Consider the following 26,519-nt stretch of genomic DNA (forward strand, 5'->3'; position numbering starts at 1 on the left):
CGCGGCGACCTGCTGCGCTTCATCGTCCTGGACGGCCTGGCCAGACCGACCGTCCTGGAAGGCCCCGACCCCGCCGTCCTCCTCGCCGCCTACGGAGAGGTCGGCCAGTAGCACGCCGGCGGGGGAGCGGCCCGGTACGTCACCCGCTGTTCCTTCCGCCCGATTCCCTCCGTGCAGCGGGCACTCAGGACCGTCCCCGGCCGTTTCACCAAACGACGGCAGGGGACGGTACCGTTCGCTAGGGAGCGGGGCCCACCCCCGCCACCAGCGCCAACAGCCTGCACGAGACGGAGTGGCAACGGATGCAGCACGCAGTGGGGTCTCCGCTGCCGCCGCCCCACCAGCCGGGGCACGGGCCGCACGTCGGCTGGGCGCCGGCCGCACACCACCCGGGCCCGCACCCGGGAGCTCGGGGATCCGGCCCGGTGCCCCCGCCGCCGGGCTTCCCGGCCCCGACCGGCGCCGTCCCGCCGACGCCCGCGCAACCCCCCGCGCCCCGGCCTCCGGTCGCACAGCCCCCGGTCGCACAGCCCCCGGTCCCACCGCCCGCCGCGGCCCCGCCGGCCCCCGACTCCACCGGGCATGTCCCGCTGCCGCCCGGCGGCCCCGTAGGCGTGCCCACGGCGCCGTCGGCTCCCGCCGCGGCCCCCGACCCGGTGAGCACCACTCTGGCCGTTCTGCTGATCGGCCCGGCCGGTGCGGGCAAGACCAGCGTCGCCAAGTACTGGGCCGACCACCGCCGCGTACCCACCGCGCACATCAGCCTGGACGACGTGCGCGAATGGGTCCGCTCGGGCTTCGCCGACCCCCAGTCCGGCTGGAACGACAACTCCGAGGCCCAGTACCGCCTGGCCCGCCGCACCTGTGGTTTCGCCGCCCGCAACTTCCTCGCCAACGGCATCTCCTGCATCCTCGACGACGCCGTCTTCCCGGACCGCCCGGTCGTCGGCCTCGGGGGCTGGAAGCGGCACGTCGGCCCCGGTCTGCTTCCGGTCGTCCTCCTGCCGGGCCTGGACATCGTCCTGGAACGCAACGCCGAGCGCACCGGCAACCGCCGCCTCACCGACGAGGAGGTCGCCCGCATCCACGGCCGCATGGCCGGCTGGTACGGCTCGGGCCTCCCGATCATCGACAACTCCCAGCTCGACATCCCCGGGACGGCCCGCCTCCTGGACGAGGTCCTGGCCAGAGCGATAGCGAGCCCGCCGAGCTGGTGACCGGGGGGTCTGCAGTGCCGTCAAGGGGCGTAGGGAACTGCGCGAGTACCACCCGTGGACCGGCAGCCGGCGAACGACGGACACCACCCCTCACCTGCCCCGCAACCCCACTCGGCCCCCACGAATCGGCACAATCGGCACAAAACTCCTACGCTCGTCTCATGTCAGAGGTGTACGCGACCCGCCGATCCCGGCTGAGAGACCATGTCACCGCGGCCGGCACCGCGGCAGCGCTCGTCACCCGCCCGGCCAACGTGCGCTACCTCGCCGCCGCAGCCCCGCAGGGCTCCGCACTGCTGCTCGGCAGATGCGAGGACCTCCTCGTGTGCGCCGGCCCGCCCGACGACCGCCCTTACGAGGGCCGGCCGGACGAGAACCTGCGCGTGCACGTCCTGCCCACCGGCGGCGACGCCGCCGTCGCGGCGGCCGACCTCGTCACGGCCCAGGGTGCCGATTCACTGGCGGTGGAGGAACACCACCTCACCGTGGCCCGGCACAGAGCCCTGGCCTCGGTCGCCCCGCAGCTCCGCCTCGCCGACCTCGGCGGAGCCGTCGAGCAGCTCAGGGTGGTCAAGGACGAGGAGGAGATCTCCTGCCTCCGCATCGGCGCCGAGATCGCCGACCAGGCCCTCGGTGAGCTGCTGGAGTCCATCCTGGTCGGCCGTACCGAGCGGCACCTCGCGCTGGAGCTGGAGCGCCGCCTGGTGGACCACGGGGCCGACGGGCCCGCGTTCCCCACCTCGGTCGCCACCGGGCCGAACTCAGGCCGCCGTGGCCACCGCCCCACCGACCGGCGCGTGGAGGAGGGCGACTTCCTCACCGTGTGCCTGGGCGCGACCTACCGTGGCTACCGCTGCGAGATCGGCCGTACCTTCGTGATCGGCACCTCGCCCGCCGACTGGCAGATCGAGCTGTACGACCTCGTCTTCGCCGCCCAGCGCGCCGGACGCGAGTCCCTGGCACCCGGCGCCGGGTACTGTGACGTGGACCGCGCGGCGCGCCAGGTACTGGACTCGGCCGGCTATGCGGAGGCCCTGCCACCGCTGACCGGACACGGCGTCGGACTCGAAATCGACGAGGACCCGCAGTTGGCGCCCGCGGCCATGGGTAAACTGGACGCTTGCGTGCCGGTCACCGTCGAACCGGGGGTCCACCTCCCGGGCCGGGGCGGCGTCCGGATCGATGACACGCTCGTCGTACGCCCCGAGGCGGACGGCGGACCCGAGCTACTCACCATCACGACCAAGGAGCTGCTCGCCCTCTAGGCAGTGGCGTGCGCCGGGGTCGTACGTCAGTCCAGGAGATTCCGCAACCGTGGCTTCCACGAACGACCTCAAGAACGGCATGGTGCTCAAGCTCGAAGGCGGCCAGCTCTGGTCCGTCGTCGAGTTCCAGCACGTCAAGCCCGGCAAGGGCCCGGCCTTCGTGCGCACCAAGCTCAAGAACGTGCTCTCCGGCAAGGTCGTCGACAAGACCTTCAACGCCGGCGTCAAGGTCGAGACGGCCACTGTCGACAAGCGCGACATGCAGTTCTCGTACATGGACGGCGACTACTTCGTCTTCATGGACATGGAGACCTACGACCAGCTGCACATCGACCGGAAGGCCGTCGGCGACGCCGCGAACTTCCTGATCGAGGGCTTCACCGCCACCGTCGCGCAGCACGAGGGCGAGGTGCTCTTCGTCGAGCTGCCGGCCGCCGTCGAGCTGGTCATCGCCGAGACCGAGCCGGGCGTCCAGGGCGACCGCTCCACCGGTGGCACCAAGCCCGCCACCCTGGAGACCGGCCACCAGATCCAGGTCCCGCTCTTCATCACCACCGGTGAGAAGATCAAGGTCGACACCCGTACGAGTGACTACCTCGGCCGGGTGAACAGCTAACCGTGGCTGCCCGCAACACGGCCCGCAAGCGCGCCTTCCAGATCCTCTTCGAGGGCGACCAGCGTGGCGCGGACGTCCTGACGGTCCTCGCTGACTGGGTCCGGCTCTCCCGGTCCGACACCCGGCAGCCGCCGGTCAGCGAGTACACGATGCAGCTGGTCGAGGGCTACGCGCACTACGCGAAGCGCATCGACGAGCTGATCGCCCAGTACGCGGTCGGCTGGACGCTCGACCGGATGCCGGTCGTGGACCGCAACATCCTGCGGCTGGGCGCGTACGAGCTGATCTGGGTCGACGAGACCCCGGACGCCGTCGTCCTGGACGAGATGGTGCAGCTGGCGAAGGAGTTCTCGACCGACGAGTCGCCTTCGTTCGTGAACGGTCTGCTGGGGCGGTTGAAGGAGCTCAAGCCTTCGCTCCGCCGGGACTAGCCGGGGAAAAGCCGTAAGAGGGGCGCCGGGAAGCGTGACACGGCGGCTGCGGGTCGTCCGTGGCTGGTCGCGCAGTTCCCCGCGCCCCTTGGGCGTGCGCGCGCCCCTAGGCACCCACAAGGCGCCGTCACTGTCGTGAAAAAGCCGCCGGGGTGGCCGGAACTGTGAAGTTCCGGCCACCCCGGCGGCACGTTTCTGCTCAGGCGCTGGAGGCGGTCACGCCTCTTCGTGCGTGGCCACCGCGCGGCGGGCGTCGGCGTCCAGGACGCCCCAGCTGATCAGCTGCTCGGTGAGGACCGAGGGCGACTGGTCGTAAATGACGGCGAGTGTGCGCAGGTCGTCCTGGCGGATGGAGAGCACCTTGCCGTTGTAGTCACCGCGCTGGGACTGGATCGTCGCCGCGTAGCGCTGCAGCGGGCCCGCCTTCTCGGCCGGCACGGTGGCCAGTCGCTCCAGGTCGAGGACCAGCTTCGGCGGCGGCTCGGCGGCGCCGCCCGGCGTGGTGCCCGGCAGGAGCTCCTGCACGGGAACGCCATAGAAATCGGCCAGCTCGGCGAGCCGCTGGACGGTCACCGCACGGTCGCCACGCTCGTAGGACCCGACCACGACGGCCTTCCAGCGCCCCTGTGACTTCTCCTCGACACCGTGGAGGGAAAGGCCCTGCTGGGTGCGGATGGCCCGGAGCTTGGCCCCGAGCTGTTTGGCGTATTCGCTGGACATATAGCTCCCCGGACACTGTGTCGACGCGGCCGGACGGTATTCCCGCCGCGCGGCTGGTAACTCACTGTGAGGTTACGCAGCGTGACTCTCGTGCGTCAAGCCGAATGGTCCACCCCGACTCTTCCGTGGTAGCGGCGACCGGTTCCGCCAAGGGGGTGATCGAGGCACTCTCCATGACCTGCTACGATGGATGGCGCAAATCCGACGTCCTTTAAGGTCCGTCCCGTGAGGCGGAGAAGGAGGTCCGTTTCGTATGGACAAGCACGACTCGCCCGCGCAAGCGCAGGCATCCGATGCGCGGCCCGTTCTCGAAGGCCCCGACATCGCGCGGGTACTGACCCGTATCGCCCACGAGATCGTCGAGCGCGCCAAGGGCGCCGACGACGTGGTGCTCCTCGGCATTCCCACCCGGGGTGTCTTCCTCGCCCAGCGGCTCGCCGTCAAGCTGGAGCAGATCACCGACCGCAAGGTGCCGGTCGGCTCGCTCGACATCACCATGTACCGCGACGACCTGCGCATGCACCCGCCGCGTGCGCTGGCCCGCACCGAGATCCCCGGTGACGGCATCGACGGCAAGCTGGTCGTCCTCGTCGATGACGTGCTCTTCTCCGGCCGCACCATCCGCGCCGCCCTCGACGCCCTGAACGACATCGGGCGCCCCCGCGCGGTCCAGCTCGCGGTCCTGGTCGACCGCGGCCACCGCGAACTGCCGATCCGCGCCGACTACGTCGGCAAGAACCTCCCCACGTCGCTGCGGGAGACGGTCAAGGTCCAGCTCGCCGAGGAGGACGGTCGCGACACCGTGCTGCTCGGTGTGAAGGCCGACCAGTAGCAACTCCGGCGCCGGGCTGCTTCGGCATGCCCGCACGCGCCGATTTGCCCCACATCTCCTGAATGAACTGCCTTACGGAGCCTGACAGATGCAGCGTCATCTCATCTCGGCCGCCGACCTCACCCGCGACGACGCCGTCCTGATCCTCGACACCGCCGAGGAGATGGCCCGGGTCGCCGACCGGCCGATCAAGAAACTGCCGACCCTGCGCGGCCGCACGATCGTCAACCTCTTCTTCGAGGACTCCACCCGCACGCGGATCTCCTTCGAGGCCGCCGAGAAGCGCCTGTCCGCCGACGTCATCAACTTCTCCGCCAAGGGCTCCAGCGTCTCCAAGGGCGAGTCCCTGAAGGACACCGCCCAGACCCTGGAGGCCATGGGCGTCGACGCCGTCGTCATCCGGCACGGCGCCTCCGGAGCCCCGTACCGCCTCGCCAACTCCGGCTGGATCGACGCGGCCGTGATCAACGCAGGCGACGGCACCCACCAGCACCCCACCCAGGCCCTGCTGGACGCCTTCACCATGCGCCGCCGCCTGGTCGGCCGGGACGCCGGCCTCGGCCAGGACCTCAGCGGCAAGCGCATCACCGTCGTCGGCGACGTCCTGCACAGCCGGGTCGCCCGCTCCAACGTCGACCTGCTGCACACCCTCGGCGCCGAGGTCACCCTCGTCGCCCCGCCCACCCTGGTGCCGGTCGGCGTCGAGGCGTGGCCGTGCGAGGTGTCGTACGACCTCGACAGCGCACTGCCCAAGTGCGACGCGGTGATGATGCTCCGCGTCCAGCGCGAGCGGATGAACGCCGCCTTCTTCCCGACCGAGCGCGAGTACTCCCGCCGCTACGGCCTCGACGGCGACCGCATGGCCAGGCTGCCCGAGCACGCCATCGTGATGCACCCCGGCCCGATGGTCCGCGGCATGGAGATCACCGCCGAGGTCGCCGACTCCGACCGCTGCACCGCCGTCGAGCAGGTCGCCAACGGCGTGTCCATCCGGATGGCCGTCCTGTACCTGCTGCTCGGCGGCAACGAGCCCGCCCAGACCCGCACTGAGGAGAAGTAACACCCATGAGCAAGATCCTGATCCGCGGTGCGAAGGTGCTCGGCGGCGAGCCGCAGGACGTGCTGATCGACGGCGAGGTCATCGAGGCGGTCGGCACCGACCTGTCCGCCGACGGCGCCGAGGTGATCGAGGCCGGCGGCAAGGTGCTGCTGCCGGGCCTGGTCGACCTGCACACCCATCTGCGCGAGCCCGGCCGCGAGGACTCCGAGACCGTGCTCACCGGCACCCGCGCGGCGGCGAGCGGCGGCTTCACCGCCGTCTTCGCCATGGCCAACACCTTCCCGGTCGCCGACACCGCCGGCGTCGTCGAGCAGGTCTGGCGGCTCGGCAAGGAGCACGGCTACTGCGACGTGCAGCCCATCGGCGCCGTCACCGTCGGCCTGGAGGGCAGGAAGCTCGCCGAGCTGGGCGCCATGCACGAGTCGGCCGCCGGGGTCACCGTCTTCTCCGACGACGGCAAGTGCGTGGACGACGCCGTGATCATGCGCCGGGCGCTGGAGTACGTGAAGGCGTTCGGCGGTGTCGTCGCCCAGCACGCCCAGGAGCCGCGGCTGACCGAGGGCGCCCAGATGAACGAGGGCGTCGTCTCCGCCGAGCTGGGCCTGGGCGGATGGCCGGCCGTCGCCGAGGAGTCGATCATCGCGCGGGACGTGCTGCTCGCCGAGCACGTCGGCTCCCGCGTCCACATCTGCCACCTGTCGACCGCCGGCAGCGTCGAGATCGTCCGCTGGGCCAAGTCCCGCGGCATCGACGTCACCGCCGAGGTCACCCCGCACCACCTGCTCCTCACCGACGAGCTGGTGCGCACCTACAACCCCGTCTACAAGGTCAACCCGCCGCTGCGCACCGAGCGGGACGTGCACGCCCTGCGTGCGGCCCTGGCGGACGGCACGATCGACATCGTCGCCACCGACCACGCCCCGCACCCGCACGAGGACAAGGACTGCGAGTGGGCCGCCGCCGCCATGGGCATGGTGGGCCTGGAGACCGCGTTGTCAGTGGTCCAGGAGACCATGGTCGACACGGGCCTGCTGGACTGGGCCGGCGTCGCCGACCGGATGTCCGTCAAGCCCGCGCAGATCGGACAGGCCACCGGGCACGGCCGTCCCGTCTCGGCTGGTGAGCCCGCCAACCTCACCCTCGTCGACACGGAATACCGTGGCCAGGTGGACCCCGCGGGCTTCGCCTCGCGCAGCCGCAACACCCCGTACCAGGGGCGTGAGCTGCCGGGCCGTGTGACGCACACGTGGCTGCGGGGCAAGGCCACGCTCGTCGACGGGAAGCTCACGTGACATCTGTAATCCTGCTGGCCGAGGCCAAGAGGTCGGCCGAGGTCACCGACTGGCCGGCCCGCATCGGCTGGCTCGTCGGACTCCTGCTCTTCATCGCGCTCGTCTACTGGCTGATGCGCGAGGGCTGGAAGTGGCGCGGCACCCTCCAGAGCGACATCCCGGAGCTGCCCAGCGCGCCGGACGAGACCGGTCCGGTGAGACTGAGCATGAGCGGCCGCTACCACGGCTCCACCACCGCCGGGCAGTGGCTGGACCGCATCGTGGCCCACGGCCTGGGCACCCGCAGCCGGGCCGAGCTGACCCTGACCGACCAAGGGCTGGAGGTCGAGCGTCCCGGAGCGAGCGACTTCTTCGTCCCCACCGCCGCACTGCGCGGAGCCCGGCTGGACAAGGGCATCGCCGGCAAGGTCCTCACCGAGGGCGGCCTGCTGGTGGTGACCTGGGAGCTCGGCGACAAGCTGATCGACTCCGGCTTCCGCTCCGACCGGGCGGCCGAGCACACCGAGTGGGTCAACACCCTGAACCAGATGATCAACGACACGGAAGGCGCACGATGACGACCTCCACCAGGGGAACCGCCAGGGTTCCCGCCGTACTCGTCCTGGAGGACGGCCGCATCTTCCGCGGCCGTGCCTACGGGGCCGTGGGGGAGACCTTCGGCGAGGCCGTGTTCTCCACCGGCATGACCGGCTACCAGGAGACCCTGACCGACCCGTCGTACGACCGCCAGATCGTGGTCGCGACCGCTCCGCAGATCGGTAACACGGGCTGGAACGACGAGGACGACGAGTCCAAGCGCATCTGGGTCTCCGGGTACGTCGTGCGCGACCCCGCGCGCGTGCCGTCCAACTGGCGGGCCAAGCGCTCCCTGGATGACGAGCTGGAGCGGCAGGGCGTGGTCGGCATCTCCGGCATCGACACCCGAGCCCTCACCCGCCACTTGCGCGAGCGCGGTTCCATGCGTGCCGGCGTCTTCTCCGGCGAGGCGATCGCCGCCGAGTCCGAGCTCCTCGCGCGCGTGCAGGCCCAGCCGCACATGAAGGGCGCGAGCCTCTACGAGGAGGTCGCGACCAAGGAGGCGTACGTCGTCCCGGCCGTCGGCGAGAAAAAGTTCACCGTCGCCGCGATCGACCTCGGCATCAAGGGCATGACCCCGCACCGCATGGCCGAGCGCGGCATCGAGGTGCATGTGCTGCCCGCCACCGCCACGGCCGACGAGGTCTACGCCGTGGGCCCGGACGGCGTGTTCTTCTCCAACGGCCCCGGCGACCCGGCGACCGCCGACGGCCCCGTCGCCCTGATGACCGCCGTCCTGGAGCGCAGGACGCCGCTCTTCGGCATCTGCTTCGGCAACCAGATCCTCGGCCGCGCGCTCGGCTTCGGCACGTACAAGCTGAAGTACGGCCACCGGGGCATCAACCAGCCGGTCCAGGACCGTACGACCGGCAAGGTCGAGGTCACCGCGCACAACCACGGCTTCGCCGTGGACGCGCCGCTCGACAAGGTCAGCGAGACGAAGTTCGGCCGCGCCGAGGTCTCGCACGTCTGCCTGAACGACAACGTCGTGGAGGGGCTGCAGCTGCTCGACCAGCCGGCCTTCTCCGTCCAGTACCACCCCGAAGCGGCGGCGGGTCCGCACGACGCCGCCTACCTGTTCGACCGCTTCGTCTCCCTGATGGAGGGCCAGCGTGCCTAAGCGCACCGATATCCAGTCCGTCCTGGTCATCGGCTCCGGCCCGATCGTCATCGGCCAGGCCGCAGAGTTCGACTACTCCGGCACCCAGGCGTGCCGCGTGCTCAAGGCCGAGGGCCTGCGCGTGGTCCTCGTCAACTCCAACCCCGCGACGATCATGACCGACCCGGAGATCGCCGACGCCACCTACGTCGAGCCGATCACCCCCGAGTTCGTCGAGAAGATCATCGCCAAGGAGCGTCCCGACGCCCTGCTGCCCACCCTGGGCGGCCAGACGGCCCTGAACACCGCCATCTCGCTGCACGAGAACGGTGTCCTGGAGAAGTACGGCGTCGAGCTGATCGGCGCCAAGCCCGAGGCGATCCACAAGGGCGAGGACCGCGACCTGTTCAAGGACGTCGTGGAGGAGGTCCGCAGGAAGATCGGGCACGGCGAGTCCGCCCGCTCGGTCATCTGCCACTCCATGGACGACGTCCTCAAGGGCGTCGAGACACTCGGCGGCTACCCGGTCGTCGTCCGCCCGTCCTTCACCATGGGCGGCGCGGGTTCCGGCTTCGCACACGACGAGGAGGAGCTGCGCCGCATCGCCGGCCAGGGCCTCACGCTCTCCCCGACCACCGAGGTGCTCCTCGAGGAGTCCATCCTCGGCTGGAAGGAGTACGAGCTGGAGCTGATGCGCGACAAGCACGACAACGTCGTGGTCGTCTGCTCCATCGAGAACTTCGACCCGATGGGCGTGCACACCGGTGACTCGATCACCGTGGCGCCCTCGATGACGCTGACCGACCGCGAGTACCAGATTCTGCGGGACATCGGCATCGCGGTGATCCGCGAGGTCGGGGTGGACACCGGCGGCTGCAACATCCAGTTCGCGGTGAACCCCGAGGACGGCCGCGTGATCGTCATCGAGATGAACCCGCGCGTGTCGCGGTCCTCGGCCCTCGCCTCCAAGGCGACCGGCTTCCCGATCGCGAAGATCGCCGCGAAGTTGGCCGTCGGCTACACGCTGGACGAGATCCCGAACGACATCACCCAGGAGACCCCGGCCTCCTTCGAGCCCACGCTCGACTACGTGGTCGTCAAGGCCCCGCGCTTCGCGTTCGAGAAGTTCCCGCAGGCCGACTCCACGCTGACCACCACGATGAAGTCGGTCGGCGAGGCCATGGCCATCGGCCGCAACTTCACCGAGGCCTTCCAGAAGGCGCTGCGGTCGCTGGAGAAGAAGGGCAGTCAGTTCACCTTCGTCGGTGAGGCGGGCGACAAGGAGACCCTGCTCCGCGAGGCCGTACGCCCCACCGACGGCCGGATCAACACGGTCATGCAGGCCATCCGCGCGGGCGCCACGCCCGAGGAGGTCTTCCAGTACACGAAGATCGACCCGTGGTTCGTGGACCAGCTCTTCCTGATCAAGGAAATCGCGGACGAGCTGGCCGACGCCCCCGAGCTCACCGCCGACCTGCTGGCGGAGGCGAAGCGGCACGGCTTCTCCGACCAGCAGATCGGTGAGATCCGCGGCCTGCGCGAGGACGTGGTCCGCGAGGTCAGGCACGCGCTGGGCATCCGCCCGGTCTACAAGACGGTCGACACCTGCGCCGCCGAGTTCGCCGCCAAGACGCCGTACTTCTACTCCTCCTACGACGAGGAGACGGAGGTCGCCCAGCGCGAGAAGCCGGCCGTGATCATCCTGGGCTCGGGCCCGAACCGCATCGGCCAGGGCATCGAGTTCGACTACTCCTGCGTCCACGCCTCCTTCGCGCTGAGCGACGCCGGCTTCGAGACCGTGATGGTCAACTGCAACCCGGAGACCGTCTCCACCGACTACGACACCTCCGACCGGCTGTACTTCGAGCCGCTGACGCTGGAGGACGTGCTGGAGATCGTCCACGCCGAGCAGCAGGCCGGTCCGGTCGCGGGTGTGATAGTGCAGCTGGGCGGCCAGACCCCGCTGGGCCTGTCACAGGCCCTGAAGGACAACGGCGTACCGGTCGTCGGCACCTCCCCGGAGGCCATCCACGCCGCCGAGGACCGCGGCGCGTTCGGCCGGGTGCTGGCGGAGGCGGGACTGCCGGCCCCGAAGCACGGCACGGCCACGACCTTCACCGAGGCCAAGGCCATCGCCGACGAGATCGGCTACCCGGTCCTGGTCCGGCCCTCCTACGTGCTGGGCGGGCGCGGCATGGAGATCGTCTACGACGAGACCCGCCTCGCCGCCTACATCGCCGAGTCGACCGAGATCAGCCCCTCCCGCCCGGTGCTGGTGGACCGCTTCCTGGACGACGCGATCGAGATCGACGTCGACGCCCTCTACGACGGCACCGAGCTGTACCTCGGCGGCGTGATGGAGCACATCGAGGAGGCCGGCATCCACTCCGGCGACTCCGCCTGCGCGCTGCCCCCGATCACCCTGGGCGGCTTCGACATCAAGCGGCTGCGCGCCTCCACCGAGGCCATCGCCCGCGGTGTCGGCGTGCGCGGCCTGATCAACATCCAGTTCGCGATGGCCGGCGACATCCTCTACGTGCTGGAGGCCAACCCCCGCGCCTCCCGTACGGTCCCCTTCACCTCGAAGGCGACCGCGGTGCCCCTCGCGAAGGCCGCCGCCCGCATCTCGCTGGGCGCGACCATCGCCGAGCTGCGCGCCGAGGGTCTGCTCCCGAAGCACGGCGACGGGGGCGAGCTGCCGCTGGACGCGCCGATCTCCGTCAAGGAGGCCGTCATGCCGTGGTCCCGGTTCCGGGACATCCACGGCCGCGGCGTCGACACGGTGCTGGGCCCGGAGATGCGCTCCACGGGCGAGGTCATGGGCATCGACTCCGTCTTCGGCACCGCGTACGCCAAGTCCCAGGCGGGTGCCTATGGCCCGCTGCCCACCAAGGGCCGGGCGTTCATCTCGGTCGCCAACCGGGACAAGCGGTCGATGATCTTCCCGGCGCGGGAGCTGGTCGCGCACGGCTTCGAGCTGATGGCCACTTCCGGCACGGCCGAGGTCCTCAAGCGCAACGGCATCCACGCCACCGTCGTGCGCAAGCAGTCCGAGGGCACCGGCCCGAACGGCGAGAAGACCATCGTCCAGCTGATCCACGACGGCGAGGTCGACCTGATCGTCAACACCCCGTACGGCACCGGCGGCCGCCTCGACGGCTACGACATCCGTACGGCCGCGGTGGCGCGCTCGGTCCCGTGCCTGACCACCGTGCAGGCGCTCGCGGCGGCGGTGCAGGGCATCGACGCCCTCAACCACGGTGACGTGGGCGTCCGCTCCCTCCAGGAACACGCCGAACACCTGACCGCGGCCCGCGACTAGCAGCCCTTGAGGGGGACACCGGAAACGGTGTCCCCCTCTTCATGAGGACACAGAGACATGTACGAACTTTTCTTCCGTCTGGTTTTCAAACGGATGGACCCCGAGAAGGCCCACCACCTGGCCTTCCGCTGGATCCGCCTCGCCGTCCGCATCCCCGTGCTGCGCACCTTCGCCGCGGCCGCCCTCGCGCCCCGCTACCAGGAGCTGCGGACGGAGGCCTTCGGGCTGCGCATGCACGGCCCCTTCGGGCTTGCCGCCGGCTTCGACAAGAACGCCGTCGCGATCGACGGCATGTCGATGCTGGGCTTCGACCATGTCGAGATCGGCACGGTCACCGGCGAGCCGCAGCCCGGCAACCCCAGGAAGCGGCTGTTCCGGCTCGTCGCGGACCGCGCGCTGATCAACCGCATGGGCTTCAACAACGACGGCTCGCTGGCCGTCGCCGCCCGCCTGGCGACCCGTGAGCCTGTCTTCAGGACCGTCGTCGGCGTCAACATCGGCAAGACCAAGGTCGTCCCGGAGGCGGAGGCCGTCGGCGACTACGTGAAGTCCGCCGAGCGCCTCGCGCCGTACGCCGACTACCTGGTCGTGAACGTCTCCTCGCCGAACACACCCGGCCTGCGCAACCTGCAGGCCACCGAGGCCCTGCGTCCGCTGCTGAGCGCCGTCCGTGAGGCCGCCGACCGCACGGTCGCGAACCGGCATGTCCCGCTGCTGGTGAAGATCGCGCCCGATCTCGCCGACCAGGACATCGACGCCGTCGCCGACCTGGCCGTGGAACTGGGCCTGGACGGCATCATCGCCACCAACACCACCATCGCCCGCGACGGCCTCGGCCTGAAGTCCTCACCTTCGCTGGTGGAGGAGACCGGTGGCCTGTCCGGCGCCCCGCTGAAGGCACGTTCCCTGGCGGTGCTGCGCCGTCTGTACGCGCGCGTGGGCGACCGGATCACGCTCGTCGGTGTCGGCGGCATCGAGACCGCCGAGGACGCCTGGCAGCGCATCCTGGCGGGTGCCACGCTGGTCCAGGGGTACAGCGCCTTCATCTACGAGGGCCCCTTCTGGGCCCGTGCGATCCACAAGGGCCTCGCCGCGCGCCTGCGCACCAGCCCGTACGCCACCCTCGCCGACGCGGTCGGCGCCGACGTGAGGAAGCCCGCATGACCTCGTACGAGCCCTTCGGGGCCCGCCTGCGTCGCGCCATGGACGAGCGCGGCCCGCTGTGCGTCGGCATCGACCCGCACGCCTCCCTGCTCGCCGAGTGGGGTCTGAACGACGACGTGGCCGGGCTGGAGCGGTTCAGCCGTACGGTCGTCGAGGCGGTGGCCGACCGGGTCGCCGTGATGAAGCCGCAGAGCGCCTTCTTCGAGCGCTTCGGCTCCCGTGGGGTCGCCGTCCTGGAGACGATCGTCCAGGAGGCGCGTGCGGCCGGCACCCTCGTCCTGATGGACGCCAAGCGCGGCGACATCGGCTCGACCATGGCCGGGTACGCCGAGGCATACCTGCACAAGGACGCCCCGCTGTTCTCCGACGCCCTGACCGTCTCGCCGTACCTGGGCTACGGCTCGCTCAGCCCCGCCGTCGCCCTGGCCAGGGAGAGCGGCGCCGGCCTGTTCGTGCTGGCGCTCACCTCGAACCCGGAGGGCCCCGAGGTCCAGCACGCCGTCCGCGCCGACGGCCGCACCGTGGGCGCGACCATGCTGGCCCACCTGGCCGCCGAGAACGCGGGGGAGGAGCCGCTGGGCTCCTTCGGCGCCGTCGTCGGCGCCACGGTCGGTGACCTGTCGTCGTACGACCTCGCCATCAACGGCCCGCTGCTCGCGCCCGGCGTCGGCGCGCAGGGCGCGACGCCGGCCGACCTTCCGAAGGTGTTCGGGTCGGCGCTGCGCAACGTGGTGCCGAACGTCAGCCGGGGCGTGCTGCGGCACGGTCCCGACGCGGGGGCGCTGCGCGTGGCCGCCGAGCGCTTCGCGGAGGAGATCCAGGCCGCCGTGGCGGGCGCCTGAGTCCCGAGATGTGGGCCCAGGGGAGCGGTGTCCCGGCGACTTGAGTGTGAATACATCCTCAAATCGAGGGCATTATGTCGGAAATGCCTGGCCTGGCGGAGGCTGACCAGGACTTTTCCTCTGTTCTCGCTGACTCTGGCGGACTTGACCGCTAGTCTCCGAGCAGTGGGGATACCTCCCACGCCCTCAAGGCAGTGGGGGAGAACGGGCAGCGTGTTGCTCGTAGCTCCCCAGGTGTGGGGCGACTAGGTTCCTCACCGGTCCGTATCCGACAGTTCGACATCCGAGGTGACGTAGGCGTGGCTCTTCCGCCCCTTACCCCCGAACAGCGCGCAGCCGCGCTCGAAAAGGCCGCCGCGGCTCGCCGGGAGCGGGCCGAGGTCAAGAATCGACTCAAGCACTCCGGCGCCTCCCTGCATGAGGTCATCAAGCAGGGCCAGGAGAACGACGTCATCGGCAAGATGAAGGTCTCCGCACTGCTCGAGTCGCTGCCGGGCGTGGGCAAGGTCCGCGCCAAGCAGATCATGGAGCGTCTGGGCATCTCCGAGAGCCGCCGCGTGCGCGGTCTCGGTTCCAACCAGATCGCTTCCCTGGAGCGTGAGTTCGGCAGCACCGGCTCCTGAGTCCGGCGCCTGCCGGACCGGGAGTCCCGGGCACTCCGGGATTGCTGGAATAATCGCTGCATGAGTGAACGTCCGCGGCTGACCGTGCTCTCCGGCCCCTCGGGGGTCGGCAAGAGCACGGTCGTCGCCCATATGCGCAAGGAACACCCCGAGGTCTGGCTCTCGGTGTCGGCCACCACCCGCAAGCCGCGCCCCGGCGAGCAGCACGGAGTCCACTACTTCTTCGTCACCGACGAGGAGATGGACAAGCTGATCGCCAACGGCGAGCTGCTGGAATGGGCCGAGTTCGCCGGCAACCGCTACGGCACGCCCCGCGCGGCCGTGCTGGAGCGGCTGGAGAAGGGTGAGCCGGTGCTGCTGGAGATCGATCTCCAGGGTGCCCGGCAGGTGCGGGAGTCGATGTCCGACGCTCGTCTGGTGTTCCTGGCTCCGCCCTCCTGGGAGGAGCTGGTGCGCAGGCTGACCGGCCGGGGCACCGAGCCGCCCGAGGTCATCGAGCGCCGCCTGGAGGCGGCCAGGACCGAACTGGCGGCCGAGCCGGAGTTCGATACGACCTTGGTCAACACCTCCGTCGAGGACGTGGCGCGCGAGCTGCTAGCCTTGGTGGATGTTGTGTGATCGCGAATGTGTGATCACGAATGATCTTTTCCCACCCATCGGAAGGTAGAGCGTGTCCTCTTCCATCACCGCGCCCGAGGGCATCATCAACCCGCCGATCGACGAGTTGCTTGAGGCCACCGATTCGAAGTACAGCCTCGTGATCTACGCCGCCAAGCGGGCCCGTCAGATCAACGCGTACTACTCGCAGCTCGGCGAGGGTCTCCTCGAGTACGTCGGTCCGCTCGTCGACACCCACGTCCACGAGAAGCCGCTCTCGATCGCCCTGCGCGAGATCAACGCCGGTCTGCTGACCTCCGAGGCCGTCGAGGGCCCCGCCCAGTAGTACGCGTAGGAGTGCGCAGTAGTACTTTCAGACTGCGAACGACTTATCCACAGGCCCGGCAGTCGCACTGCCGGGCCTGTGGTGTGTCATTGGGTGTGCAGGGTTCCGAGTCCGGGGAGTGAGCGTGGACAAGCCGAAGGTCGTCCTGGGGGTCAGCGGCGGCATCGCCGCCTACAAGTCCTGTGAGCTGCTGAGAAGGCTCACGGAGTCGGGCCATGACGTCCGCGTGGTGCCCACCGCCTCCGCGCTGCACTTCGTCGGCGCCGCGACCTGGTCCGCCCTGTCCGGCAACCCGGTCTCGACGGAGGTCTGGGACGACGTCCACGAGGTCCCGCACGTCCGCATCGGTCAGCACGCCGACCTGGTCGTCGTCGCGCCCGCCACGGCCGACATGCTCGCCAAGGCCGCCCACGGCCTCGCCGACGACCTGCTGACCAACACGCTGCTGACCGCTCGCTGTCCGGTCGTCCTCGCGCCCGCCATGCACACCGAGATGTGGGAGCACCCGGCCACCCAGGAGAACGTGGCCACGCTCCGCCGCCGCGGCGCCGTCGTCATCGAGCCCGCCGTCGGCCGCCTCACCGGCGTCGACACCGGCAAGGGCCGGCTGCCCGACCCGGCGGAGATCTTCGAGGTCTGCCGCCGGGTGCTGGCCCGGGGCGTCACCGAGCCCGACCTCAAGGGCAGGCACGTCGTCGTCTCTGCGGGCGGCACCCGCGAACCCCTGGACCCGGTCCGCTTCCTCGGCAACCGCTCCTCCGGCAAGCAGGGCTACGCCCTCGCCCGCACCGCCGCCGCGCGCGGCGCCCGGGTCACCCTGATCGCGGCCAACACAGGCCTGCCCGACCCGGCGGGCGTGGACGTCGTACCGGTCGGCACGGCCGTCCAGCTGCGTGAGGCCGTGTTGAAGGCGGCGGCGGACGCCGACGCGGTCGTCATGGCCGCCGCCGTCGCCGACTTCCGCCCGGCGGTCTACGCCACCGGCAAGATCAAGAAGACGGACGGCCAGGATCCCGAGCCGGTCGTCCTGGTGCGGAATCCGGACGTTCTCGCGGAGGTTTCGGCCGACCGAGCGCGGCCCGAACAGGTGGTCGTGGGCTTCGCCGCCGAGACCGACGACGTCCTCGCCAACGGCCGCGCCAAGCTCGCCCGAAAGGGCTGTGACCTGCTGGTCGTCAACGAGGTGGGGGAGCGCAAGACCTTCGGCTCCGAGGAGAACGAGGCCGTGGTCCTGGGCGCCGACGGCAGCGAGACACCGGTGCCGCACGGCCCCAAGGAGGCCCTGGCCGACATCGTCTGGGATCTGGTGGCACGGCGTCTGCGGTGACGTGAGGGGCCCCGAGACCGGGTTGACGCCGCGCTCGGGGACCGATCAAATCGGGTGCGGCGGCCCTGGCCAACACTGCCCGGCGTTGGGCAGAATGCCCGTGCCGCAGGTCACAGCGCTCCCGAGAGGCGAGACACGTGCCCCATCGGCCGAGTGCGACCGATAAACTGTTCACGGTCGACGCCGGGCGCAGCCCCGCGCGTCGCCGCAAATGATCAGCCAGCAGCCGCTGCAACCACAGGGAGCGTTGTGTCCCGTCGCCTGTTCACCTCGGAGTCCGTGACCGAGGGTCACCCCGACAAGATCGCTGACCAGATCAGCGACACCATTCTCGACGCGCTTCTGCGCGAGGACCCGTCCTCCCGGGTCGCCGTCGAGACGCTGATCACCACCGGCCTGGTGCACGTGGCCGGCGAGGTGACGACCAAGGCCTACGCGGACATCGCGACCCTGGTCCGCAGCAAGATCCTCGAGATCGGCTACGACTCCTCGAAGAAGGGCTTCGACGGCGCCTCCTGCGGTGTGTCGGTGTCCATCGGGGCCCAGTCCCCGGACATCGCCCAGGGTGTCGACACGGCGTACGAGTCCCGGGTCGAGGGCGACGACGACGAACTGGACAAGCAGGGCGCCGGCGACCAGGGCCTGATGTTCGGCTACGCGTCCGACGAGACGCCGACCCTGATGCCGCTGCCGATCTTCCTGGCGCACCGCCTGTCGAAGCGCCTGTCGGAGGTCCGCAAGAACGGCACCATCCCCTACCTGCGCCCGGACGGCAAGACGCAGGTCACCATCGAGTACGACGGCGACAAGGCCGTACGCCTCGACACGGTCGTCGTCTCCTCGCAGCACGCGAGCGACATCGACCTGGAGTCGCTGCTCGCCCCCGACATCCGCGAGTTCGTCGTGGAGCCGGAGCTGAAGGCGCTCCTGGACGACGGCATCAAGCTGGACACCGAGGGCTACCGCCTGCTGGTCAACCCGACCGGCCGCTTCGAGATCGGCGGCCCGATGGGTGACGCCGGCCTCACCGGCCGCAAGATCATCATCGACACGTACGGCGGTTTCGCCCGGCACGGCGGCGGCGCCTTCTCCGGCAAGGACCCGTCCAAGGTCGACCGCTCCGCCGCGTACGCGATGCGCTGGGTCGCCAAGAACGTGGTGGCGGCGGGCCTGGCCTCCCGCTGCGAGGTCCAGGTCGCCTACGCGATCGGCAAGGCCGAGCCGGTCGGTCTGTTCGTGGAGACCTTCGGCACCGCCAAGGTCGAGGTCGAGAAGATCGAGAAGGCGATCGACGAGGTCTTCGACCTCCGTCCGGCCGCGATCATCCGCGACCTCGACCTGCTCCGCCCGATCTACGCCCAGACGGCGGCCTACGGCCACTTCGGCCGCGAGCTGCCCGACTTCACCTGGGAGCGCACCGACCGCGTGGACGCCCTGCGCAAGGCCGTGGGCCTGTAAGCCCCTCCGCTCGTCTCGCCGAGGCCCGGTCTCCCCGTCACGGGGGCCGGGCCTCGGCGTGCGCGGGGCCGGACGGGGGCGCCGGCCGGATCCGGCGCATGGCCCACCGGGCGCCAGGACATCGAACCCGGCCATGGCCGGGAGCCCAGGCCCGCCAGCTATCCACCGGCAGGCCCCGTTGTCAGTGCCGTTTGGTAAGAATGCAAGCGTGAGCAGCGAGAACGGAGCGCCCCGGGCAGAGGGGGACGGCGGGGCCGCAGGGGCGCCGCCGGAGCAGCTCGCGCTCATTCGGGAGAGCGTGCGCCAGGCCAGGACGCCCCGCGCCAAGCCGCGGACCTGGCGGGGGGCCGCGCTCGCCAAGGAGCTGCCGGTCGCGCGGGTCCTCGTCGACAAGGGCGTGCTGCACCTCGACCGGTACTTCGACTACGCGGTGCCCGAGGAGCTGGACGAGCAGGCGCAGCCCGGCGTGCGGGTTCGGGTGCGGTTCGGGGCCGGGCGCGGCCGGGTGCGCGACGGACGCCGCGAGGGCGGCGGGCTCATCGACGGGTTCCTCGTCGAGCGACGCGCCGAGTCCGACTATGCGGGGCCGCTGGCCGCCCTCGCCCAGGTCGTCTCGCCGGAGCCGGTGCTGAGCGAGGAGCTGCTCGGCCTCGCACGGGCCGTGGCCGACCGATACGCCGGCAGCCTCGCCGATGTGCTCCAGCTGGCCGTGCCACCGCGCAGCGCGCGAGCCGAACAGCGGCCCTCGCCCGCACCACTGCCCCCGCCCACGGCCCCCGAGGCGGCCTCCTGGCGGCGGTACGAGCACGGGGAAGCGCTCCTGGAGGCGCTGGCCTCTGGAGGGTCGCCCAGGGCTGTCTGGAACGCGCTGCCGGGTCCGCTGTGGAGCGAGGAACTGGCCCGCGCCGTCGCCGCCGCGCTCGCCTCCGGACGCGGCGCCCTCGTCGTGGTGCCGGACGGGCGGGCCGCCGCGCGGGTCGACGCCGCGCTCACCGGGCTGCTCGGCGCGGGTCGGCACGCGCTGCTCACCGCCGACGCCGGGCCCGAGAAGCGGTACGGACAGTGGCTCGCGGTGCGACGGGGCTCCGTACGGGCCGTGGTCGGGACGCGGGCGGCCATGTTCGCGCCCGTGCAGGACCTGGGGCTCGTCGCCATCTGGGACGACGGCGACGACAGCCACAGCGAGCAGCACGCCCCGCAGCCGCACGCGCGCGACGTGCTGCTGCTGCGCGCCGCGCTGGACAAGTGCGCCTTCCTGCTCGGCGGCTGCGCCTGCACCGTCGAGGCCGCCCAGCTCGTCGAGAGCGGCTGGGCCCGGCCGCTGGTCGCCGGGCGGGAGCAGGTGCGCCGGGCCGCGCCCCTGGTCCGCACGGTCGGGGACGACGACCTCGCGCGCGACGAGGCCGCGCGTGCCGCCCGGCTGCCGACCCTCGCCTGGCAGGCGGCCCGCGAGGGGCTGCGGCACGGTCCGGTGCTGGTGCAGGTGCCCCGACGCGGTTACGCACCGCGTATGGCCTGCGCGCAGTGCCGGGCGCCCGCGAGGTGCCGGCACTGTGCAGGACCGCTGCAGGGGCAGGACGCGGGGGTGCTGCGGTGCGCCTGGTGCGGACGCGAGGAGAGCGCGTGGCACTGCCCGGAGTGCGGCGGCTTCCGGCTGCGGGCCCAGGTCGTGGGGGCGCGGCGGACGGCCGAGGAGCTGGGGCGCGCCTTTCCCGCCGTCCCGGTCCGCACCTCGGGACGGGAACACGTGCTGGACACGGTGCCGGGCACGCCCGCGCTGGTCGTGAGCACACCGGGCGCCGAACCGGTCGCCGAGGGCGGCTACGCGGCGGCCCTCCTCCTGGACGGCTGGGCCATGCTCGTACGCCCCGACCTGCGGGCCGGCGAGGACGCGCTGCGCCGGTGGATCGCGGCGGGATCGCTGGTGCGGCCGCAGAGCGAGGGGGGCACGGTGGTCGTCGTGGCCGAGCCGACCCTGCGGCCCGTGCAGGCACTGGTGCGCTGGGACCCCGTCGGGCACGCGGTGCGGGAGCTGGCCGAGCGGGCCGAGCTGGGCTTCCCGCCGGTGTCGCGGATGGCGGCGGTGTCGGGGCCGCCCGCGGCCGTCGCCGAGTTCCTGTCCTCGGTCGAACTACCGCCGGACGCGGAGGTGTTGGGGCCGGTGCCGATGTCGCCGACGCCGCCCGGCCGGCCCCGCAGGCCCGGAGCACCGCCGCCGGGCGAGCACTGGGACCGGGCACTGGTGCGCGTACCACCGGGCAGCGGGGCCGCGCTGGCTTCCGCGCTCAAGGCGGCCCAGGCCGCTCGCATGGCACGGGGAGGCGGGGAAGCGGTGCGGGTGCGGGTCGATCCGGCGGACATCGGGTGAGGGGACGCGAGGGCTCCATGCCGCACCCGCCCCGTCCGGTCGCTGCTTCCCCATACGTGTCTGCCCTCCCGGACGCTGTGCGGGAGGGCAGGGGCAGGGTCCGTCAGCCGTTGCGCGGGCTCGGAAAAGCCGTCGGGCGGGCGTCGTCGCGCAGGGCCGGGCTGCCCGCGGTCGGCTGTGTGGGCATCGAGCGGGCCGCCGGGACCGTGGGCAGGCCGGTGTTCACGCTGACCGTGCGGGTACCGGACGGCTCCGGCGTCCGCTCCGCCTCGGCGGCCGCCTGGGCCGCGGCGCGGCGGGCGCCGTAACGGCGGTGCACCGCCTGCTTGGTGACCCCGAGCGCGGAGCCCACCGCGTCCCACGAGAAGCCGAGGGAGCGGTCGAAGTCCACGGCGGCCGTGACCAGGGTTTCGACACTGTCCCGGAGCTCCTGGGCGAGGCGCACCGTCGGGGCGGGAGCGCGTCCGTAGACGACGAAGCCCGTGGACGGGCCCGAGCGGCGCGGGCGGTAGACGTTGCCCAGCTGGGCGGTGAGCGTGCGCAGCGCGTCCACCTGCCGGCGGACCCGCTCGATGTCCCGCACCAGCAAGTGCAGGCTGGCCCGGGCCTGGGCGTCGTGGGTGGCGTGGTCGGCCATGAACAAGCCTCTCGAACCGGCGTTGAAAGGGATCGGGCCGCGAAAAGGCCCTGTGTGGTCAACTCTCTCTTGACCAACGCGTGTGCGCTCCACGGGTCACGGGGTGGGGGCGTACGGGCATATGCGCACGCCGTGCGTCCGCGGTCACGAGCCGTGCCTCCGTGGCCATGACCCGCCCTTCCGTCCGTGGTCATAGACTGGTGCGCTGCCCGTCCAACCCCCGCCCGAGAGGCCCGATCCCGCCCATGAAGCTCGTCTTCGCCGGTACCCCCGAGGTCGCCGTTCCCGCTCTGGACGCCCTGATCGCCTCCCGGCGGCACGAGGTGGCCGCCGTCGTCACGCGGCCCGACGCGCCGGCCGGGCGCGGGCGCAGGCTGGTCGCGTCGCCCGTGGCCGAGCGCGCGGAGGAGGCCGGGATCGAGGTGCTGAAGCCCCTCAAGCCGCGGGACCCGGAGTTCCTGGAGCGGCTGAAGGAGATCGCCCCGGACTGCTGCCCGGTCGTCGCCTATGGCGCCCTGCTGCCCAAGGCCGCCCTCGACATCCCTGCGCACGGCTGGGTCAACCTGCACTTCTCGCTGCTGCCCGCCTGGCGCGGGGCGGCACCGGTGCAGCACTCCATCATGGCGGGCGACGAGATCACCGGCGCCTCCACCTTCCTCATCGAGGAGGGTCTCGACTCGGGGCCGGTGTACGGCACCGTCACCGAGGAGATCAGGCCCACGGACACCAGCGGCGACCTGCTGACCCGGCTCGCCTTCGCCGGTGCCGGGCTGCTCGCCGCGACCATGGACGGCATCGAGGACGGTGCCCTGAAGGCCGTACCGCAGCCGGCCGAGGGCATCACCGTCGCGCCGAAGATCACCGTCGAGGACGCCCAGGTCGACTGGTCCGCGCCCGCGCTGCGCGTCGACCGGGTCGTGCGCGGCTGCACCCCGGCGCCCGGCGCGTGGACCACCTTCCGCGGCGAGCGGCTCAAGCTCATCCAGGTCACGCCCGTGCCCGAGCGTACGGACCTCGCGCCGGGGCGGATGGCGGTCGGCAAGAACAGCCTGCACGTGGGCACCGGTTCGTACGCCGTCGAGCTGCTGTGGGTGCAGGCGCAGGGCAAGAAGCCGATGCGCGCCGCCGACTGGGCCCGCGGTGTGCGCATCGCCGAGAGCGAGACCCTCGGCGGCTGAGCCCCGGGCGGAGGGGGTGACGGTGTGCCGACGTACGCTGGACACCGCACCCCTCTTCTTCACATCCGGAGCACCTTTTACGTGAGCGAGCAGTCCCAGCGGCCCCGCAAGCCCTACCGCCGTCCCCAGAAGGACCCCGTCCGCATCCTGGCCTTCGAGGCGCTGCGCGCGGTCGACGAGCGGGACGCGTACGCCAACCTCGTGCTGCCCCCACTGCTCAGGAAGGCCCGCGACAAGGGCGATTTCGACGCGCGGGACGCCGCTCTCGCCACCGAGCTGGTGTACGGCACGCTGCGCCGGCAGGGGACGTACGACGCGGTGATCGCCGCCTGTGTCGACCGGCCGTTGCGCGAGGTCGACCCGCCGGTGCTCGACGTGCTCAGCCTCGGTGCGCACCAGCTGCTCGGCACCCGTATCCCGACGCACGCCGCCGTGTCCGCCTCCGTGGAGCTGGCGCGGGTGGTGCTCGGCGACGGGCGCGCCAAGTTCGTCAACGCCGTGCTGAGGAAGGTGGCTCAGGACGACCTCGACGGCTGGCTGGAGAAGGTCGCGCCGCCCTACGACGAGGATCCCGAGGACCACCTGGCCGTCGTGCACTCGCATCCCCGCTGGGTCGTCTCCGCGCTCTGGGACTCGCTCGGCGGTGGCCGCGCGGCCATCGAGGACCTGCTGGAGGCCGACAACGAGCGGCCCGAGGTGACCCTGGTCGCGCGGCCGGGGCGGGCCGGCACCGAGGAGCTGCTGCGCGAGGAGTCCGCCGTACCGGGGCGCTGGTCGCCGTACGCCGTGCGGCTCGCCGAGGGCGGGGAACCGGGCGCGGTGCAGGCCGTGCGTGAGGGACGGGCCGGAGTGCAGGACGAGGGCAGCCAGCTGGTCGCCCTCGCGCTCGCCAACGCGCCCCTGGAGGGCTCCGACAGCATGTGGCTGGACGGGTGCGCCGGACCCGGCGGCAAGGCCGCGCTGCTGGCCGCGCTCGCCGCCGAGCGGGGCGCCACGCTGCTCGCCTCCGAGAAGCAGCCGCACCGGGCCGGTCTGGTGGCCAAGGCGCTGGCCGGCAACCCGGGGCCGTACCAGGTCATCACCGCCGACGGCACCCGGCCGCCGTGGCGGCCCGGCACCTTCGACCGCGTGCTCATGGACGTCCCGTGCACCGGGCTCGGCGCGCTGCGCCGGCGCCCCGAGGCCCGCTGGCGGCGGCGCCCGGAGGACCTGGACAACTTCGCACCGCTCCAGCGCGCCCTGCTGCGCACCGCGCTCGACTCGGTACGCGTCGGCGGGATCGTCGGCTACGCCACCTGCTCGCCTCATCTCGGCGAGACCCGCGCGGTCGTCTCCGACGTCCTCAAGAAGCACCCGGAGGCGGAACTGATCGACGCCCGCCCGTTGATGCCGGGCGTCCCGGCGCTCGGCGACGGCCCGGACGTACAGCTCTGGCCCCACCTGCACGGCACGGACGCGATGTACCTGGCGTTGATCCGCAGAACCGCCTGAACGCCGCTGGGGGACAGCGCCGCGGAAGGGGCGCGGGGCCGTATCAATACGCGGCTCCGCCGCGTGGGCGCGAGCAACCCCACCGGCCAACCCCCACCGGCCAACCCCCACCGCCCCGCGGACAAACCACAACCGAAATGGACTGCCGTTACAGCCCGGCGCAGCGACATGGCAGGCTAGGGGCATGGCCGCGCAGATCAACCCCAGCATCCTGTCCGCCGACTTCGCCCGCCTCGCGGAGGAGGCCAAGGCGGTCCAAGGCGCCGACTGGCTCCATGTCGACGTCATGGACAACCACTTCGTCCCCAACCTCACGCTCGGGGTGCCGGTCGTGGAGTCCCTGGCGCGGGCGACGGACACCCCGCTGGACTGCCACCTGATGATCGAGGACCCCGACCGCTGGGCGCCCCAGTACGTCGAGGCGGGTGCCTCCTCCGTGACCTTCCACGTGGAGGCGGCCGCCGCGCCCGTGCGGCTCGCCCGGGAGATCCGCGCCAAGGGTGCCCGCGCCTCCATGGCGCTCAAGCCCGCGACGCCGATCGAGCCGTTCGAGGACCTGCTGCCGGAACTCGACATGCTGCTGATCATGACGGTCGAGCCCGGCTTCGGCGGCCAGGCCTTCCTGGACATCATGCTGCCGAAGATCCGCCGCACCCGTGAGCTGATCAGCAAGCACGGCCTGCAGCTGTGGCTCCAGGTGGACGGCGGTGTCTCGGCCTCGACGATCGAGCAGTGCGCGGACGCGGGGGCGGACGTGTTCGTGGCAGGCTCGGCCGTGTACGGGGCGCAGGACCCGGCGGAGGCGGTCCGTGCCCTGCGCACGCAGGCGGAGGCGGCCACCGCCAAGGCGTCCTGGGCATGCGACCACTGAGCCACAGATACATGAACGGTTAAGTGAACGCCGCCCTTCAGGGCGGATGAGCCGCGCCGAATCTGCAAGGATGAACGGCGAATCCAGAGTGTGAACAGCAGTGAGGAGATCGCCGTGTCGGGTATGTCGGCGGGCCGGTCAGCCATGCGGATGGGACCCGCTGAGCTGGTGCAGGCGGCGGCCATGGCCCGCCGCTTCTACCTCGAGGGCAAGTCCAAGATCCAGATCGCGGAGGAGTTCGGCGTCAGCCGCTTCAAGGTGGCCCGGGTCCTGGAGACGGCCCTCGAACGGGATCTCGTACGCATCGAGATCCGCGTCCCGGCCGAGCTGGACGCCGAGCGCTCCGACGCGCTCCGCGCCCGCTACGGCCTGAGGCACGCCGTCGTGGTCGAGTCCCCGGCCGAGGCCGAGGAGACCCCCGACCCCGAGAACCTCGGGGAGGTCGCCGCCGACCTGCTCGGCGAGCTCGTCAACGAGGGGGACGTGCTCGGTCTGGCCTGGGGCCGGTCCACCATCCACATGGCGGCGGCGCTCGACCGGCTGCCGCCGTGCACGGTCGTGCAGCTGACGGGCGTGTACGACGCCGGGACCTCGGAGCGCGGCTCGGTCGAGGCCGTGCGGCGCGCCGCCCAGGTGTCCGGCGGCGACGCCCACCCCATCTACGCACCGATGCTGCTGCCGGACGCGGCCACCGCGGCGGCGCTGCGCAACCAGACCGGGATCGCCCGGGCCTACGAGTACTTCGACAAGGTCACGGTCGCCTGCGTCTCCATCGGCTCCTGGGAGCCGGGCATCTCGACGGTGCACGACATGCTCAGCGACGAGGAGCGGGCACACTACGCCTCGCTCGGGGTCGCCGCCGAGATGGCCGCGCACCTCTTCGACGCCGAGGGGCGCCGGATCGGGCGGGACCTGGGGGAGCGGTGCATCACGGTCAAGGCCGACCAGCTGCGCCGTATCCCGGAGGTCGTGGCGATCGCCGGTGGGCAGCGCAAAGCGGCCGCGATCGACGCGGTACTGCGGTCCGGGCTGGTCACCAGCCTGGTCACGGACACCTCCGCCGCGGACTATCTGCTGATGGCCGGCCCGGCCCCGAAGCCCGCACTCAGCCGTGCGGACCCCGACGGGGCGTGACCGGACCACAGCCGGTCGTGGGCGAGTCTCGCGGCCGGCCGCGAGGACGGCTC

Annotated in this window: 24 protein-coding genes and 1 pseudogene; 23 read left to right on the forward strand and 2 right to left on the reverse strand. The window is 71.6% G+C overall.

Annotated features, from left to right (window positions below; genetic code table 11):
* The 5 genes and pseudogenes from ABZ624_RS28585 to nusB all read left to right on the forward strand — a co-directional run.
* Window positions 1-111: pseudogene (locus ABZ624_RS28585) on the forward strand (3-dehydroquinate synthase); the annotation flags it as partial.
* Between the two features lie 191 nt (window positions 112-302).
* Window positions 303-1,217 (forward strand): Pro-rich N-terminal domain-containing protein, encoded by a 915-nt coding sequence (locus ABZ624_RS28590; RefSeq protein ID WP_360094928.1) that lies wholly within the window; start codon window positions 303-305, stop codon window positions 1,215-1,217.
* A 161-nt stretch (window positions 1,218-1,378) separates the two neighbouring features.
* The gene (locus tag ABZ624_RS28595) at window positions 1,379-2,482 is read left to right on the forward strand and encodes an aminopeptidase P family protein (protein ID WP_360094931.1); all 1,104 of its coding nucleotides are present in this window, start codon (window positions 1,379-1,381) and stop codon (window positions 2,480-2,482) included.
* A 49-nt stretch (window positions 2,483-2,531) separates the two neighbouring features.
* A complete protein-coding gene (efp, locus tag ABZ624_RS28600) occupies window positions 2,532-3,098 on the forward strand; it encodes an elongation factor P (protein WP_225821938.1) in 567 nt (188 codons plus the stop codon).
* A 2-nt stretch (window positions 3,099-3,100) separates the two neighbouring features.
* Entirely contained in the window at window positions 3,101-3,529 is a 429-nt protein-coding gene (gene nusB, locus ABZ624_RS28605; protein WP_360094934.1) for a transcription antitermination factor NusB, read from the forward strand.
* 216 nt (window positions 3,530-3,745) lie between these two features.
* On the opposite strand, the gene bldD is transcribed toward nusB, so the two are convergent.
* Window positions 3,746-4,249, reverse strand: a complete 504-nt coding sequence (gene bldD, locus ABZ624_RS28610; RefSeq protein WP_014671524.1) for a transcriptional regulator BldD — start codon at window positions 4,247-4,249, stop codon at window positions 3,746-3,748.
* A 253-nt stretch (window positions 4,250-4,502) separates the two neighbouring features.
* On the opposite strand from bldD, the gene pyrR reads away from it, so the two are divergent.
* The 14 genes from pyrR (at window position 4,503) to ABZ624_RS28680 (ending at window position 21,155) form a co-directional block, all read left to right on the forward strand.
* Window positions 4,503-5,081, forward strand: coding sequence for a bifunctional pyr operon transcriptional regulator/uracil phosphoribosyltransferase PyrR (gene pyrR, locus ABZ624_RS28615; RefSeq protein WP_360094937.1), 579 nt, complete (start codon window positions 4,503-4,505; stop codon window positions 5,079-5,081).
* Between the two features lie 88 nt (window positions 5,082-5,169).
* A complete protein-coding gene (locus ABZ624_RS28620; protein WP_360094940.1) occupies window positions 5,170-6,141 on the forward strand; it encodes an aspartate carbamoyltransferase catalytic subunit in 972 nt (323 codons plus the stop codon).
* 5 nt (window positions 6,142-6,146) lie between these two features.
* Window positions 6,147-7,433: a dihydroorotase gene (locus tag ABZ624_RS28625; RefSeq protein ID WP_360094943.1), complete on the forward strand. Its 1,287-nt coding sequence runs from the start codon at window positions 6,147-6,149 to the stop codon at window positions 7,431-7,433.
* Window positions 7,430-7,990: a hypothetical protein gene (locus tag ABZ624_RS28630; protein WP_360094946.1), complete on the forward strand. Its 561-nt coding sequence runs from the start codon at window positions 7,430-7,432 to the stop codon at window positions 7,988-7,990. The genes ABZ624_RS28625 and ABZ624_RS28630 overlap by 4 nt, the downstream gene beginning before the upstream one ends.
* Window positions 7,987-9,129: a glutamine-hydrolyzing carbamoyl-phosphate synthase small subunit gene (gene carA, locus ABZ624_RS28635; protein WP_360094949.1), complete on the forward strand. Its 1,143-nt coding sequence runs from the start codon at window positions 7,987-7,989 to the stop codon at window positions 9,127-9,129. The genes ABZ624_RS28630 and carA overlap by 4 nt, the downstream gene beginning before the upstream one ends.
* A complete protein-coding gene (gene carB, locus ABZ624_RS28640; protein ID WP_360094952.1) occupies window positions 9,122-12,430 on the forward strand; it encodes a carbamoyl-phosphate synthase large subunit in 3,309 nt (1,102 codons plus the stop codon). Before carA ends, carB begins: the two co-directional genes overlap by 8 nt.
* A gap of 57 nt (window positions 12,431-12,487) precedes the next feature.
* Window positions 12,488-13,594, forward strand: coding sequence for a quinone-dependent dihydroorotate dehydrogenase (locus ABZ624_RS28645; RefSeq protein ID WP_360094955.1), 1,107 nt, complete (start codon window positions 12,488-12,490; stop codon window positions 13,592-13,594).
* A complete protein-coding gene (gene pyrF / locus ABZ624_RS28650; protein ID WP_360094958.1) occupies window positions 13,591-14,436 on the forward strand; it encodes an orotidine-5'-phosphate decarboxylase in 846 nt (281 codons plus the stop codon). Before ABZ624_RS28645 ends, pyrF begins: the two co-directional genes overlap by 4 nt.
* A 299-nt stretch (window positions 14,437-14,735) precedes the next feature.
* Window positions 14,736-15,059: an integration host factor gene (locus tag ABZ624_RS28655; RefSeq protein ID WP_003977346.1), complete on the forward strand. Its 324-nt coding sequence runs from the start codon at window positions 14,736-14,738 to the stop codon at window positions 15,057-15,059.
* A gap of 60 nt (window positions 15,060-15,119) precedes the next feature.
* Complete coding sequence (gene gmk, locus ABZ624_RS28660; protein ID WP_360094961.1) at window positions 15,120-15,677, forward strand: guanylate kinase; 558 nt, start codon at window positions 15,120-15,122, stop codon at window positions 15,675-15,677.
* Between the two features lie 52 nt (window positions 15,678-15,729).
* On the forward strand, window positions 15,730-16,002 hold the full coding sequence (gene rpoZ, locus ABZ624_RS28665; protein WP_003982715.1) for a DNA-directed RNA polymerase subunit omega: 273 nt from the start codon (window positions 15,730-15,732) through the stop codon (window positions 16,000-16,002).
* Between the two features lie 124 nt (window positions 16,003-16,126).
* Window positions 16,127-17,329: a bifunctional phosphopantothenoylcysteine decarboxylase/phosphopantothenate--cysteine ligase CoaBC gene (gene coaBC / locus ABZ624_RS28670; protein WP_360094964.1), complete on the forward strand. Its 1,203-nt coding sequence runs from the start codon at window positions 16,127-16,129 to the stop codon at window positions 17,327-17,329.
* A 249-nt stretch (window positions 17,330-17,578) separates the two neighbouring features.
* Window positions 17,579-18,787, forward strand: coding sequence for a methionine adenosyltransferase (gene metK, locus ABZ624_RS28675; protein WP_360094967.1), 1,209 nt, complete (start codon window positions 17,579-17,581; stop codon window positions 18,785-18,787).
* A gap of 208 nt (window positions 18,788-18,995) precedes the next feature.
* Window positions 18,996-21,155, forward strand: a complete 2,160-nt coding sequence (locus ABZ624_RS28680; RefSeq protein ID WP_360094970.1) for a primosomal protein N' — start codon at window positions 18,996-18,998, stop codon at window positions 21,153-21,155.
* Between the two features lie 103 nt (window positions 21,156-21,258).
* On the opposite strand, the gene ABZ624_RS28685 is transcribed toward ABZ624_RS28680, so the two are convergent.
* Window positions 21,259-21,792: a hypothetical protein gene (locus ABZ624_RS28685; protein WP_360094973.1), complete on the reverse strand. Its 534-nt coding sequence runs from the start codon at window positions 21,790-21,792 to the stop codon at window positions 21,259-21,261.
* A gap of 245 nt (window positions 21,793-22,037) precedes the next feature.
* Between ABZ624_RS28685 and fmt the strand changes: the two genes are divergently transcribed.
* The 4 genes from fmt to ABZ624_RS28705 all read left to right on the forward strand — a co-directional run bounded on the left by fmt (window position 22,038) and on the right by ABZ624_RS28705 (window position 26,466).
* On the forward strand, window positions 22,038-22,970 hold the full coding sequence (gene fmt, locus ABZ624_RS28690) for a methionyl-tRNA formyltransferase (RefSeq protein ID WP_360094976.1): 933 nt from the start codon (window positions 22,038-22,040) through the stop codon (window positions 22,968-22,970).
* Between the two features lie 81 nt (window positions 22,971-23,051).
* Window positions 23,052-24,461, forward strand: a complete 1,410-nt coding sequence (locus tag ABZ624_RS28695) for a transcription antitermination factor NusB (protein WP_360094979.1) — start codon at window positions 23,052-23,054, stop codon at window positions 24,459-24,461.
* 184 nt (window positions 24,462-24,645) lie between these two features.
* The gene (rpe, locus tag ABZ624_RS28700; protein WP_360094982.1) at window positions 24,646-25,332 is read left to right on the forward strand and encodes a ribulose-phosphate 3-epimerase; all 687 of its coding nucleotides are present in this window, start codon (window positions 24,646-24,648) and stop codon (window positions 25,330-25,332) included.
* Window positions 25,333-25,422: 90 nt separating this feature from the next.
* Window positions 25,423-26,466 (forward strand): sugar-binding domain-containing protein, encoded by a 1,044-nt coding sequence (locus tag ABZ624_RS28705; protein WP_360094984.1) that lies wholly within the window; start codon window positions 25,423-25,425, stop codon window positions 26,464-26,466.
* Window positions 26,467-26,519: the final 53 nt, after the last annotated feature.

Origin of the sequence: Streptomyces sp. NPDC007205 (assembly GCF_040634095.1) — a bacterium.
Taxonomy (GTDB): Bacteria; Actinomycetota; Actinomycetes; order Streptomycetales; family Streptomycetaceae; genus Streptomyces.